The sequence below is a fragment of the Actinoplanes sp. NPDC049599 genome, assembly GCF_044465625.1.
Classification (GTDB): domain Bacteria; phylum Actinomycetota; class Actinomycetes; order Mycobacteriales; family Micromonosporaceae; genus Actinoplanes.
In genome coordinates this window covers 191,137-204,429 of record NZ_JBITLX010000012.1, presented here as the reverse complement: position 1 = coordinate 204,429, position 13,293 = coordinate 191,137, and the positions used below count along the sequence as shown (strand labels likewise).

Sequence of the window (13,293 nt, the reverse complement as noted above, 5' to 3'; positions counted from 1 at the left end):
GCGGACAGTCACGCCGGGCGTTGCCGGCGCTCGTCCTCGGCCATCAGCCGGTCGCACTCGTCGTCCAGGGCCCGGGCCCGCCGCGCCCGGGCCTTGCCGCGCCCCGGCAGCGCCGACAGCCGGTACGCCTGGTCCCGCAGCGCGATGGCCAGCAGCCGCAACGCCACCGCCCGGTCCTTGACCAGCAGCTCCCGGCCCACGGTGATCGCCTCCTCCCCCACCGCCACGCCCTCCTCCAGCCGGCCGGCGCCGGCCAGCGCCTCGGCGTAGCGCACCAGCGCCCGCAGCAGCCACTCCAGGTTGCCGTCCCGGTCCGCGGCGGCGCACTCGCGCTGCAGCGCGAGCGCCTCCTCCGCGATCACCCAGGCCTGCTCGGCCCGGCCGGCGTCGTCCAGGTCCTCGGAGAGGTTGACCAGCGAGCCGGCCAGCCCGGCGCGGTGCCGGTCCGGGTCCCGGGCGGTCAGTTCGCGGCGCAGCGCGACCGCCTCACCGGTGATCACCACCCGTCGCTGCGGGTCGTCCACCAGCAGCGCATGGTCGTTGAGCGCGGTGCCCAGCGCGGTCAGGTGGGCGGCGCGGTCCGCGGCGACCAGGTCCCGGTACACCTCGACCGCCTCCCCGGCCAGCTTCTCGGCCTCGGCGTCGCGGCCCACCTCCGCCAGCCGGTCCGACTGCCGGGTCAGCGCCCGGGCCAGCTCGTGCACCCCGACCGTACGGCCGGCCACCCGCGCCGCCCGCCACAGCTCGACGGCCTCCTGCCCGGCGGCCAGCGCCTGGTCCACCCGCCCGGCCCGGTCCAGCGCGGACGCGTACACGACCAGGGCGGTGGCCAGCTCCGGCCGGTGCGCCCCGGGGTGCGCCGCGGCCAGCTCCCGGCGGGCGGCGACCGCCTCGCGGGCGGTGGCCAGCGCCTGGTCCGGGTCGTCGGTCAGCACGGCGAAGTTGTTCAGCGCGAAGGCCAGCCCGACCAGGTGCGCGCCGCGGTCGAGGGCCGCCAGCCCGCGGTACAGCCCCAGCGCCTCGGTCGCCACGGCCAGCGCCTCGGCCTCGCGTCCCGCCTCCAGCAGCCGGTTGCCGTGGTTGCTCAGGGTCAGCGCGAGACCGTCCAGGTTGGCCTCCCAGTCGTCCGCGGCCAGCCGCCGGCACAGGGCGACGGCCTCCTCGCTGGCCGCCAGGGCGTCGTCGCCGCGACCCAGCCGGGCCAGCACGACGGCGTGGGTGGTCAGCGAGGCGGCCAGCTCCCGGCCGTGGCCCGGCATCGACTCCCGCCGTACCGTGACCGCCTCGACGCTGCAGAGCAGGGCCTCCGCGTGCTCGCCCAGCGCGACCAGCCGGTTGGTGTGGTTGTTCAGGAACCGGCCGAGGAACGGCCGGTAGCGGTCGGGGTCGCGGGCGGCCGCCGCCCGCCAGAGCACGAGCGCCCGCTCGCTGGCCGCCCGGGCCGCGTCGTCGCGCCCGGTCGCGGCCAGGTTGGCGGCGTGGTTGGACAGCACGTTGGCCAGGTCGGCGTCGTGCGCCTCGCCGGCGCCGTCCATCAGCGACAGTGCCTCCTCGCCGGCGGCGAGCGCCTCGGCGGTCCGGCCCACCACCCGCAACCGCTGCGCGAGGTGGCCCAGGGACGCGGCCAGCTCGGTCAGGTGCCGGTCGCGGTCGTGCACGACGAGCTCCCGGCAGAGCCCGACGACCTCCTCGGCCAGCCGCAGGGAGTCGTCCCGGCGGCCCACCTCGCCCAGCCAGACCGACTGGTTGCGCAGCGCCAGCATGAGCGCGGGCAGGTACCGGACCCGGTCGGTGGCCGCGAGGTCGCGGGCCAGCGCGGCGCCCCGGGCGCCGACGGCGACGGCCTCGCGGGCCTGTCCGGCCCGGGAGAGCACCACCGCCTCGTCGATCAGCACGCCAGCCGCGTGCAGGCCCTCGTCGCCGGCGCCGGGGCCGGGCTGCCGGCCGGAGATGAGCCAGGACCAGGCGCGGTGGAGCCGATCGGAGGGCACCTCCGTCAATCTACGGACGCCGATCAACCTCGGGGACCGCCGAAAGGTCGGACCTCGCGGCGGCCGGGTCGCCGCCCCCCAGGGCCAGGCCGAGCAGCGGCGCGGCCGACCTGCACCGGCCGGGGCTGAGGAGGATCTCGGTGGAGTCGGTGACCTGGTCGATGGTGCCCGGCAGGGTCCCGATCGGGCCGCCGCGGCGACCGCCGAGCCGGTCGACGAGCGCCCGCAGCCCGGGATCGGTGATCGCGGCGGTCAGCGCGACGGTCAGCCGGTCGGCGCCGACGACCCGGATGTCGCGGGTGTGGTATGCCCGCGGCGCCGGGTCGACCGGGGCGGCCAGGCCCCGGTCGTTGGTCGCGGCCGCGAGCATCCCGGCCGCCGTGACCAGCGCGTCCTCGCGCTCGCGCCAGTCCGCCGCGGCGGTCGCGGCGGCCAGCGCGGGGCCGGCCACGGCGGACAGGCCGAGCTCGGCGAAACCGCGGCCGAGCCATTTCGGGTACGGCGCCCAGCGGCGTTCGAGCAGGTAGGCCAGCCGGACCAGCTCCCGCACCAGCCGGGCGGCGACCAGCCGGGAGCCCAGATCGTCGCCGGCCGCCCCGGCCCGGCCCACGAACGCCTCCTCCTGGGCCACCCGCAACCAGCCGGCCGCCAGCGCGTACCGCCACACGTCGTCCGGGTACCAGCGCAGCGCGTCCCGCCGGCGGGCCAGCTCGCCGTCCGGGTCGTGGAAGACGGCCCCGGCGGTCAGCGTCGCCAGCGTCTGCGTCGGCGTCAGCAGCCAGTCCGCGAGGCCCATCCCCACGGCCGGGTCGACGCCCAGCCGCCGGGTGAAGAACGCGCCGGCGGTGGTCACCTCGACCTGGTGGCCCGGCGCGCCGCCGAGGCGGTCGGTGACGCCGTAGACGGTCGGGTGGCCCTCGAAGGTGGCCGGCAGCCCGGCCAGCGACAGCGCCGCCGCGCCCGGCGGCAGGAACACCTGCACGCGCGGGCCGAAGTCGTGGTCGGTGGAGACCCCGTCGTCGAAGCCGAGCACCTCGGAGCCCTCGCCGAGCAGCGCGGCGGCGTGCGGCCGCCCGCCCAGCAGGGGGCGGACGGCCCGGTGGTAGAAGCGGCGGCTCAGCGCGATCCCGGTCACCCGGTCAGCGTGCCGCACCCCGCAACCGGTTTCAGTACCGGCAGCGCAGCACCACCATGGTGTGCCCGTCGACCGGCCGCTGCCCGCCGGCCTTGGTGGTGCGGCGCCGGGCGGCCAGCAGCGGGTCGGCCGTGTCGACCACGGTCTCCCAGGTACGGCCGTACGAGCGCGGCGGCAGCGTGAACTCCACCCCGTCGGCGAGCGGGTTGAACAGCACCAGGAACGAGTCGTCGCGGATCTCCTCGCCCAGCGCGTCCCGCTCGGGGATGCCGTGGCCGTTGAGGAACACGGTCATCGTCATGCCGGAACGGGTGTTCCAGTCCTGCGGGGTCATCGGCTCGCCGTCGCGGCGCAGCCAGGCGATGTCGGCCACCTTGGAGTCGCCGGCCGGGTCGCCGGTGAAGAAGCGCCGGCGCCGGAAGATCGGGTGGTCGGCGCGCAGCTTGGTCAGCGAGGCGGTGAACCGGGTCTGCACGTCGTGCATCCGGGCGTCCTGCCAGTCGACCCAGCTCAGCTCGCTGTCCTGGGCGTACACGTTGTTGTTGCCGTGCTGGGTGCGGCCCAGCTCGTCGCCGTGGGCGATCATCGGCACGCCCTGCGACAGCAGCAGCGTGGCGAGGAAGTTGCGCTTCTGCCGTTCCCGCAGCTTGACGACCTCGGCGTCGTCGGTGGGGCCCTCGATGCCGCCGTTCCAGGACCGGTTGTGGCTCTCGCCGTCCCGGTTGTCCTCGCCGTTGGCGTCGTTGTGCTTGTCGTTGTACGAGACCAGGTCGTTGAGGGTGAAGCCGTCGTGCGCGGTGACGAAGTTGATCGACGCGATCGGACGCCGGCCGTCGATCTCGTACAGGTCGGACGAGCCGGTGAAGCGGGAGGCGAACTCGCCCAGGCTGCCCTGCTCGCCGCGCCAGAAGTCGCGCACGGTGTCGCGGTACTTGCCGTTCCACTCGGTCCACAGCGGCGGGAACCCGCCCACCTGGTAGCCGCCGTCGCCGACGTCCCACGGCTCGGCGATGAGCTTCACCTGGCTGACGATCGGGTCCTGGTTGACCAGGTCGAAGAACGCGGCCAGGCGGTTCACCTCGTGGAACTCGCGGGCCAGCGCGGAGGCCAGGTCGAAGCGGAAGCCGTCGACGTGCATCTCGGTCACCCAGTAGCGCAGCGAATCCATGATCAGCCGCAGCGACTCGTGGTGCCGCACGTTGAGGCTGTTGCCGGTGCCGGTGGTGTCGTAGTAGTACTGCTTGTCGTCGTCGACCAGCCGGTAGTACGCCGGGTTGTCGATGCCCCGGAACGACAGCGTGGGCCCGAGGTGGTTGCCCTCGGCGGTGTGGTTGTAGACCACGTCCAGGATGACCTCGATGCCGGCCGCGTGCAGGGCCTTGACCATCGACTTGAACTCCTGCACCTGCCCGCCGTGCCCGCCGAACGACGCGTAGTCGTTGTGCGGGGCGAAGAAGCCGATGGTGTTGTAGCCCCAGTAGTTCTTCAGCCCGCGGTCGGTCAGGGTGCTGTCGTGCACGAACTGGTGCACCGGCATCAGCTCGACGGCGGTGACCCCGAGCTCCTTGAAGTGCTTGATCATCGTCGGGTGGGCGAGCCCGGAGTAGGTGCCGCGGACGTCCTCCGGGATGCCCGGGTGGCGCTGCGTCATGCCCTTGACGTGCGCCTCGTAGATCACCGTCTGGTGGAACGGGATCCGCAGCGGCCGGTCGTTGGCCCAGTCGAAGAACGGGTTGATCACCACGGAGCGCTGCGCGTACGGCGCCGAGTCCTCGTGGTTGACCTCGCCCGGGTTGTCGAAGTGGTACGAGAACAGCGCGTTGTTCCACTCGTTGTGCCCGTCGATCGCCTTCGCGTACGGGTCGAGCAGCAGCTTCGCCGGGTTGCACCGCAGCCCCGCAGCCGGGTCGTACGGGCCGTGCACGCGATAGCCGTACCGCTGACCGGGCACGACCCGCGGCAGGTAGCCGTGCCAGACCAGCGCCTCGCGCTCCGGCAGGTCGACCCGGGTCTCGGTGCCGTCGTCGTCGAACAGGCACAGCTCGACCCGGTCGGCCACCTCGGAGAAGAGCGCGAAGTTGGTACCCCCGCCGTCGTACGTGGCCCCCAGCGGGTACGGCGATCCGGGCCAGATCTTCATGTCTCTCCTCAACACGAGCGGACGCTGCGCGCAGTCTTCCCCGTTCAGTCTCCCGGTGAACCCTGCCAGGTGTGCGGGGAGGAACACAGTGCGGCGTCCCCCGGACACCGGTCCGGGGGACGCCGAGCGGGGCGACAAGGTCAGCGGCGACCGCGCGCTGTCTCCCGGAACGGGCATGACGTGTGTCACGTGGGCCCGCCGGGTTGGCCAGAAGCGTCGGTGCCAGGCGGTAGAACTGAGCCGATGCCCGAGCTCAGTCACCGCCGCCGCCTGCTGGTGCTCGCGGTCTGCTGCCTGAGCCTGTTCATGGTCGGCCTGGACGCCACGATCGTGAACATCGCGCTGCCCTCGCTCCGCGCCGACCTGGACGTGTCCGTGTCCGCGCTGCAGTGGGTGCTGGACGCATACACGCTGGTGCTGGCGAGCCTGCTGATCCTGTCCGGCTCCGTCGCCGACCGGATGGGCCGGCGGCGCACCTTCCAGACCGGGCTGGCCCTGTTCACGATCGGCTCGCTGCTGTGCAGCGTCGCGCCGGGTCTGGGCTGGCTGATCGCGTTCCGGATGGTGCAGGCGGTCGGCGGGTCCATGCTCAACCCGGTCGCCATGTCCATCATCACGAACACGTTCACCGAGCCGCGCGAGCGGGCCCGGGCGATCGGCGTCTGGGGCGGGGTGGTCGGGCTCAGCATGGCGCTGGGGCCGGTGCTCGGCGGGGTGCTGGTGGCCGGGCTGGGCTGGCGGTCGATCTTCTGGATCAACGTGCCGGTCGGGCTGGCCGCGATCGGGCTGGCCGCGCTGTTCGTGCCCGAGTCCCGGGCCGGCCACCCGCGCCGGATGGACCCGGCCGGGCAGGTGCTGGTGCTGCTGGTGCTGGCCTCGGTCACCTTCGGCATCATCGAGGGGCCGGCCACCGGCTGGGGCTCGCCGCTGATCGTCGGGTGCTTCGTGCTGGGGCTGGTGGCGCTGGCCGCGCTGCCGGCCTGGGAGTCGCGCCGCGCCGAGCCGCTGCTGGAGCTGCGCTTCTTCCGCAGCGTGCCGTTCTCCGGCGCGACCGTCATCGCGGTCTGCGCCTTCGGCGCGCTCGGCGGCTTCCTGTTCCTCAACTCGCTCTACCTGCAGGACGTCCGCGGCCTGTCCGCCCTGGACGCGGGCCTCTACACGCTGCCGATGGCCGCGCTGACCGCGGTGATCGCCCCGCTGTCCGGCCGGATGGTCGGCGCCCGCGGGCCACGGCTGCCGCTGATCCTGGCGGGCTCGGCGATCGCGCTGGCGATGCTGCCGCTCACCCGGCTCACCGCGGACACCCCGGTCTGGCTGCTGTTCGGGTCGTACGCGCTGTTCGGCTTCGGCTTCGGCATGGTGAACGCGCCGATCACCAACACGGCGGTCTCCGGGATGCCCCGCGCGCGGGCGGGCGTCGCCGCGGCGATCGCCTCGACCAGCCGCCAGGTCGGCACCGCCCTCGGGGTCGCGGTGGTCGGCGCCGCGGTGGCCTCCGGGCTGGCCGGCCCGGAGGCCACCGGGTTCGCCGAGGCCAGCCGCACCGGCTGGTGGATCCTGCTCGGCTGCGGCCTGGCGGTGCTGGTGCTGGGCGTGGCCACAACCGGCCGCCGGGCCCGGTCCACCGCCGCCGCGGCCGAACCGGTGCCGGTGCCATAGCCGCGCCGGGCCCGGCGGCGGGCGACCGCTGGGTGCGGATCAGGCGCGAGGCGCTCGTGCCGGGTGTCAAGAAGTCGCCGGCGGGTGGCCGCGCTCGGTGAGCCGATCGTGGCGCGCAGCCCGTAGTGTCGGATCCGCCATGCATTCTGAAATGCCCGGCGTGATCGGGGTCTTCGACGAGGCGTCCGCGAGCTACGACAGCGTGGGCGTCGACTTCTTCACGCCGATGGGCGCCGAGCTGGTGCACCGCGCGGCGATCCGGGCGGGCGAGCACGTGCTGGACATCGGCTGCGGCCGCGGCGCGGTGCTGCTCCCGGCCGCGGCGGCGGCGGGACCGACCGGCCGGGTCGTCGGCATCGACCTGGCGCCGGGCATGGTGGCCCGGACAGCGGCGGCGACCGCCCACCTGCCGGCCGTGTCGGTGCGGGTCGGCGACGCCCAGGCGCCGGCATTCCCGCCGGGCGCGTTCGACGTGCTGACGGCCGGGCTGGTGCTGTTCTTCCTGCCGGACCCGCCGGCGGCGCTGGCGGCATACCGGGAGCTGCTGCGGCCGGGCGGCCGGCTGGCGTTCAGCTCGTTCGTGGCGTTCGACCCGCGCTACGAGCGCGCGATGAAGACGATCGCGGGCTTCACGGAGGGCCTCGGCCCGCGCCGCGAGCACCACGAGATGTTCAAGTCGCAGGAGGGCATCCGGGCCGCGCTGTCCGGCTGGCCGGCACCGCGGATCACCGAGTTCACCCTGGTCAGCGGTTTCACCGACGCGGCGCAGTGGATGCGCTGGGTCGGCTCGCACGGCGGCCTCGAGGTGGTCCGGGCCATCCCGGCCGCGCGCCGCGACGAGGCCGTCGAGGCGGCGGCGGGGGCGCTGGCCGACGCGGCCGACGACACCGGCGTGATCCGGCTGACCACGACGATCCGGGTCGTGGTGGCCGACCGCTGACCCGCCCGCCTCACCCCGGGCGGTCCGCGAACCAGCACGCCTCGCCGGCCGTTCGCCGTGCGCTCCCCGGGAGGACCGGGTTGACACGGTTCCCCTGCGGCGTACTCTCAACCTACCGGTTGATAAACCGGTTAGTTGACAAGCCAGGTGGTTGAGCATGACGACGGCCGACCCGATCAGCGGCGTGTTCGCCGCCCTCGCCGACCCGACCCGCAGGGCGATCCTCGCCCGGCTGGCCCGCGGCGAGGCCACGGTCAACGAGCTCGCGGCGCCGTTCCCGATCAGCATGCAGGCGATCTCGAAGCACCTGAACGTGCTGGAACGCGCCGGCCTGATCGCCCGCACCCGCGAGGCCCAGTGGCGGCGCTGCCGGATCGAACCGGCGCCGCTGCGTGACCTGGCGGGCTGGGTCGAGCAGTACCGGCGGCTCTGGGAGGAGCGCTACGACACGCTCGGCGGATACCTGGACGACCTGCAGAAGGAGCAGCCATGAGCACCATCACCGTCAGCACCCCCAGCCCCACCGAACTGGTGCTGAGCCGCACGTTCGCCGCCCCCAAGGCCCTGGTCTTCGCCACGCACACCGAGGCCGAGCACCTGCGCCACTGGTGGGGCCGCGGCAACCCGCTCGACGTCACGATCGACTTCCGGGTCGGCGGAGCCTGGCGCTTCGTCGAGACGGCGGACGGCAAGGAGCACGCGTTCCGCGGCGAGTTCCGCGAGATCTCGGCGCCGGACACGTTCACCTGGACCTTCGAGTACGAGCCGATGGCCGGCCATGTCCTGGTGGAGACGTTCGTCTTCACCGAGGAGGACGGCAGGACCACGGTGACCGCGTCGAGCACGTTCGCCTCGCAGCAGGACCGGGACGGCATGCTCCAGTCCGGCATGGAGACGGGCGCGAACCAGAGCTACGCGGCGCTCGACACCTACCTGACGAAGATCAGCTGATCCGGACACAAAAAAAGGGGGCCGCCACCGGGCGGCCCCCTTTTCGCGTCGTACTCAGCCGATGAGCGTCGGGATCCGCTCGAACAGCTGCGTCGTGAACGTCACCATCTCGTGCAACATCCAGTTGCCCGAGAACAGGATCGCCGCACCGACACCCACCGCCTTCGGGACGAACGACAGCGTCGCCTCCTGGATCTGGGTCACCGACTGGAACAACGAGATCGCGAAACCGATCAGCAACGCCGTCAGCAGCACCGGCGCGCACATCTTCGCCGCGATGGTCATCGCCTGCAGGCCCAGCTCCACGATCTGCGTATCCGTCATGCCAACCCCTTCGGGCCCCGCCGCGAGGCCGGGAGCGCAGAACAGGCGCACCCCGGTTGCCGTTGGGTTCCGCGGCACATCGCGTAGAGCATCCTAGGACAATACTGCCTCAGGCGCGGGTGTCGACCGCCGCCGGGTGCAGGGGGCGGACCGCCCGGGTCTCGTCGAACCACAGGAACGCGTCGTAGCGGTCGCCCAGCACCGTCGGCACGTAGTTGGCCCAGCGTTCCCGGTCCGGCCGGTACACCACGCCGATCGCCCGGTGGGCCAGCTCCTCGGTCAGCAGCGCCGGCCACTCCCCCGGGCGGAACGCGAGCAGAGCCCGGGGCGGCGCGGTCGCGTGCAGGACGTCCTCCAGCGAGCCCTCCCGGGCCGGCGGCACGGCCAGCTCCCGCATCGGCGCTCCCCAGGACTCCCCCGCGACGACCGTGCCGCGGTGCGTGCCGGAGCCGACCAGCAGCACCCGGCCGGCGCCGTACCGGTCGCGGGCCAGCTCGCCCAGGGTGTTCTCGCCGTGCCGGGCCTGGTCGGTGGCCCGGGCGTCGCCCACGTGGGTGTTGTGCGCCCACACCACCGCCCGGGCGTCGGGGCCGTAGTGCCGCAGCAGCCGGTCCAGGGTCTCGTCCATGTGCCGGTCCCGGACGTTCCACGAGCGCGGGCAGCCGTGCAGCATCGCCCGGTAGTAGTGCTCCGCGCCCGCGACCACCTCGGCGTGCTGCCATACCGCGAGCTCGCCGGCCTGCCGCGCCTCGCGTTCGCGCAGCCGGACCAGCAGGTCCACGACCTCGTTCTCGCGGCTCGCCGAGACGAACCGGGTCGACCACGCGTAGGCCTGCGGGTTCTCCGCGTACGGCTCGAAGCACCGGTACGCGGCCAGCGCCGCCGGCACCTGGTCGGGGTCGTGCTCGCGCAGGTGCGCCAGGATCGCCCGCAACGACTCCCCCAGCGAGTACACGTCCAGCCCGTGGAAGCCGACCTGCAGCCCCCGCGCCCGGTTGGCCGTCCGCAGCCACTCGCAGAAGCCGCGCACCTCCTCGGTGGCCCACAGCCAGGTCGGCCACCGCCCTGGCCCCAGCAGCGCCTCCCGCGGCCGGACGTCCTCCCCCGGCAGCGCGCGGACGCTGCGGTCCACCCGGGCGCAGCCGGGCCAGTCCCCCTCGACCGCGACGAACGCGAAGCCCTGCTCCTCGATCAGCCGCCGGGTCAGCGCCGCCCGCCAGGCGGTGAACTCGTGGGTGCCGTGGCTGGCCTCGCCGAGCAGCACCACCCTGGCCCGGCCGGCCCGCTCGACCAGTTCGTCGAGGTCGCCGGGATCGCGCAGGGCGGTCGCCAGCGACGCCACCTCGTCGCCGTAGCGTGACATGGGGCCCGGGCTTCCCCGGCCCCGCCCGCGCATACGTCTGACACTTCGGCCGTGATTTCACGCCACGGACAGCGCGATCCTCCGGGCCGCCGCGAGGTCGGTCAGCCCTTCCAGGCGGAAGGTGACCTCGCCGTCCGTCCAGATGAGAGTGGGACCGGCCGGCCGGGTCGTCTCGGTGCGTTCGACCCCGTCGCGGCCGACGTAGCTCACCGGGTGCGGCGCCGGCACCCAGATCCCGTCCGCCGGGCCCACCGTGACCCAGCGCGCCTCGGGTGCGGTCTTGAAGAAGATCGGCGTGACCGTGCCGTCGAACTCGTCGAGCCGCACCCCGCCCGGGTAGCGCAGCGAGACCACCCGCGGCGCGCCGGCCGGATCGGGGTCACCGATCTCCACCCGCTCGGGCGCGCCGAGCGCGGCCGGCACCCCCACCGGGAACAATGCCGCCCGCCGGGCGTCGACCAGCGCGACCGTACGCGTCGAGGGCAGCGGGCCCGGCTGCGCCGGCAGGCCGCCGGGCGGGGGCTCGCGCCGCACCTCGATGCCGGCGAGCCGGAGCAGGCCGCCGACCGCGTCGGTCACCGCCGCGCGGGCCGGCGCCACCCCGGCGACCACGGCGATCAGCGCGGCGAGGGCGGCCAGCGTCACCCGGCGCGCGGGCGTCCGGACCACCCGCCGCCACCAGGCCGTCCACCGGCGGACCGGCGCCGGGGCCGGCCCGGTGAGCCGGGCGCGCACCGCGGCCCGCTGGTCGGCCGGCTCGCCCACGTCGAGGTGGGCCGCGAGCGCGCGGAGCTCCCGGGCGAGGCCGTCGAGATCGTCAGCCACCGGACACCTCCTCGCGCACCAGCCGGCCGCGCAGCCTGCCGAGCGCCCGCGAGGTCCGCGACTTCACCGTGCCCCTGGGCAGCCCCAGCGTCTGCGCGGTCTCCGCCTCGGACAGGTCCAGCAGGAACCGGCAGACCAGCACCTCCCGGTCGCGGGCGTCGAGCAGCCGGATCTCGGCGAGCAGCTGCCGCCGCCGCTCGACCTCGACGACCGACTCGGCCGGGTCGGGCACCGACGCCTCGGGCTGCTCGCGGGCCGCCGCGCGCAGGACCAGGCCGTCGCGGCGCCGGCGGGACCGGTGCAGGTTGCGGGTCTCGTTGGCGACGATCGCCAGCAGCCACGGCCGGAAGCCCGACCCGCCCCGATAGCCGGCGAGCCGCCGGTACGCCTTCACGAACGCCTCCTGGACCACGTCGTCGGCGTCGGCGCCCGCCCCGAGCAGGACGGCGGCCCGGTGCGCGGGCACGGTGTAGCGGGCGACGAGGAGCTCGTACGCGTCCACGTCGCCGGTGCGGGCCCGGGCCACGGCTGCCGCATCGTCCGGTTCGGTCACCATCACCCTCTCGACACCGCGCGCGCCGGGAAGGTTCCCGGGAACCCGGTCCGCGCCCGCGGTGTCGACAGGACATGACAACCCGGCGGGACCTTCTCATCATCGCGGGCGGCGCCACCCTGCTCGGCGGCTGCCGCGACGAGCCGCGCCCGGCGGCGGCGCGTGCTGCGCCCGTACCGGATGTGGTGGTGGCCGAGACCCGGCAGCAGGGGCTGGTCGTGCTCGGCGGGCCGCACCCGCGGGTCCTCGGGCAGACGGCGGTGACCAGCGCCGACGGCCGGCTGGCCGGCGCGCTCACGCTGGCCGGCGGCCGGCCGGGGCTGCAGCGGCTGGACCCGGCCACCGGCGACCTGGGCGGGCCGGCGCCGATTCCGGCCGGCTGGGTGCCGCGGGTGCTGACACCCGGGGCGTGCGCACTGACCCGGGACGCGGCCGGGGACCGCCCGGCGGCCCGGGACCGGACCGCGATCCTGGTGCTCTCCGGCACGGCGACGCACGAGTACGTGCTGAGCGGCGTGATCGAACCGGACGCCTTCACCCAGGACGCCACCGGCCTGTTCGTGCTGGAGTGGTTCCCGGCCGCGGCGCCGGAGCGCTACCGGGTGCGGCGGCTGGACCTGGCGACCGGGGCGCTGCACCCGCTGCTGACCCGGGACAAGTCACCGGTGCCGGCCGGCGCCGAGGAGCAGATGCGCGGCGCCGGCCGGCAGGCGGTGCCGGCGCCCGGCGGGCAGGTCCTCTACACGCTCTACACCCACCAGCCCGGGCACCGGCACACCCGCGACCTGGTCGCCGGGCGGGCGAGCGGGGCGCACGCGTTCGTGCACGTGCTGCACCTGGCCGAGGGCTGGGCGTACTGCCTGGACCTGCCGGAGCCGTTCGGCGCCGGGCCGGCCGCCGGGCACGCGGTGGCGGTGAGCGCGGACGGGCGGCGGCTGGCGGTCGCCGACGCGACGTCGGGCTCGGTGGCGTACGCCGGCACGGAAACACTGGCGATCGACCGGGTGGTCAAGGTGCCGGCCGCCGCCGGGACCGCGGGCCTGGTGTTCACCCCGGACCGGCAGCGGCTGCTGCTGGGCGCGGGTGAGACGGTGACGACGCTGGCGGCGGACGGGGCCGTGGCGGCCCGCTGGCCGGTGCCGGCGGCGGTGCGCGGCATCGGGATCTCCCCGGACGCGTCCCGGGTGTACGTGGGCGGTGCCGACGAGGTGCGCTGGCTCGACGCCTCGACCGGTGCGGTACGGGGGCGGGCGCCGGTCGGCGGCCTGACGGCACTGCGCCACGTGCGGTAACGCCGGCCGGGGCCCCCCCCCCCCCCGCCGCCCCCGGCGGGGGGGGGGGGCCCCGGGGGGCCCCCGGGGGGGGCCAGGCCCCCCCGGGGTGAGCCCGGGGACACGGGGGTGGCAGTGTTA

General features: G+C 75.0%; 12 protein-coding genes. 5 read left to right on the top strand and 7 right to left on the bottom strand.

The genetic code is table 11. From position 1 onward, the window contains the following. Nucleotides 1–8: 8 nt before the first annotated feature. From ACIBQZ_RS22495 to glgX, 3 genes are read right to left on the bottom strand one after another with little or no spacing between them, the layout of a single operon-like run. Nucleotides 9–1,991 carry a tetratricopeptide repeat protein gene (locus ACIBQZ_RS22495; protein WP_396090696.1) on the bottom strand — a complete coding sequence of 661 codons (1,983 nt, stop codon included), beginning with the start codon at nucleotides 1,989–1,991 and terminating at the stop codon, nucleotides 9–11. A gap of 10 nt (nucleotides 1,992–2,001) precedes the next feature. After that, nucleotides 2,002–3,126, bottom strand: coding sequence for a DUF4037 domain-containing protein (locus ACIBQZ_RS22490; protein ID WP_396090695.1), 1,125 nt, complete (start codon nucleotides 3,124–3,126; stop codon nucleotides 2,002–2,004). Nucleotides 3,127–3,157: 31 nt separating this feature from the next. Continuing rightward, nucleotides 3,158–5,266 carry a glycogen debranching protein GlgX gene (glgX, locus tag ACIBQZ_RS22485; RefSeq protein WP_396090694.1) on the bottom strand — a complete coding sequence of 703 codons (2,109 nt, stop codon included), beginning with the start codon at nucleotides 5,264–5,266 and terminating at the stop codon, nucleotides 3,158–3,160. A gap of 243 nt (nucleotides 5,267–5,509) precedes the next feature. Here glgX and ACIBQZ_RS22480 point away from each other — a divergent pair, with 243 nt between their 5' ends. From ACIBQZ_RS22480 to ACIBQZ_RS22465, 4 genes are all read left to right on the top strand, one after another. Continuing rightward, the gene (locus ACIBQZ_RS22480; protein ID WP_396090693.1) at nucleotides 5,510–6,925 is read left to right on the top strand and encodes a DHA2 family efflux MFS transporter permease subunit; all 1,416 of its coding nucleotides are present in this window, start codon (nucleotides 5,510–5,512) and stop codon (nucleotides 6,923–6,925) included. Nucleotides 6,926–7,064: 139 nt separating this feature from the next. Next, a complete protein-coding gene (locus ACIBQZ_RS22475) occupies nucleotides 7,065–7,865 on the top strand; it encodes a class I SAM-dependent methyltransferase (protein ID WP_396090692.1) in 801 nt (266 codons plus the stop codon). A gap of 157 nt (nucleotides 7,866–8,022) precedes the next feature. Beyond that, nucleotides 8,023–8,358 (top strand): ArsR/SmtB family transcription factor, encoded by a 336-nt coding sequence (locus tag ACIBQZ_RS22470; protein ID WP_396090691.1) that lies wholly within the window; start codon nucleotides 8,023–8,025, stop codon nucleotides 8,356–8,358. Further along, nucleotides 8,355–8,816, top strand: coding sequence for an SRPBCC family protein (locus ACIBQZ_RS22465; protein WP_396090690.1), 462 nt, complete (start codon nucleotides 8,355–8,357; stop codon nucleotides 8,814–8,816). Before ACIBQZ_RS22470 ends, ACIBQZ_RS22465 begins: the two co-directional genes overlap by 4 nt. Nucleotides 8,817–8,870: 54 nt before the next feature. Here the strand turns inward: ACIBQZ_RS22465 and fliQ are convergent, their stop codons facing one another. The 4 genes from fliQ to ACIBQZ_RS22445 form a co-directional block, all read right to left on the bottom strand. Continuing rightward, nucleotides 8,871–9,140, bottom strand: coding sequence for a flagellar biosynthesis protein FliQ (fliQ, locus tag ACIBQZ_RS22460; RefSeq protein ID WP_396090689.1), 270 nt, complete (start codon nucleotides 9,138–9,140; stop codon nucleotides 8,871–8,873). A 109-nt stretch (nucleotides 9,141–9,249) separates the two neighbouring features. Next, a complete protein-coding gene (locus tag ACIBQZ_RS22455; protein ID WP_396090688.1) occupies nucleotides 9,250–10,503 on the bottom strand; it encodes an erythromycin esterase family protein in 1,254 nt (417 codons plus the stop codon). A 57-nt stretch (nucleotides 10,504–10,560) separates the two neighbouring features. Next, a complete protein-coding gene (locus tag ACIBQZ_RS22450) occupies nucleotides 10,561–11,328 on the bottom strand; it encodes a hypothetical protein (RefSeq protein ID WP_396090687.1) in 768 nt (255 codons plus the stop codon). Further along, a complete protein-coding gene (locus ACIBQZ_RS22445) occupies nucleotides 11,321–11,884 on the bottom strand; it encodes an RNA polymerase sigma factor (protein WP_396090686.1) in 564 nt (187 codons plus the stop codon). Before ACIBQZ_RS22445 ends, ACIBQZ_RS22450 begins: the two co-directional genes overlap by 8 nt. Before the next feature lie 71 nt (nucleotides 11,885–11,955). Between ACIBQZ_RS22445 and ACIBQZ_RS22440 the strand changes: the two genes are divergently transcribed. Continuing rightward, nucleotides 11,956–13,173 (top strand): YncE family protein, encoded by a 1,218-nt coding sequence (locus tag ACIBQZ_RS22440; protein ID WP_396090685.1) that lies wholly within the window; start codon nucleotides 11,956–11,958, stop codon nucleotides 13,171–13,173. Nucleotides 13,174–13,293: the final 120 nt, after the last annotated feature.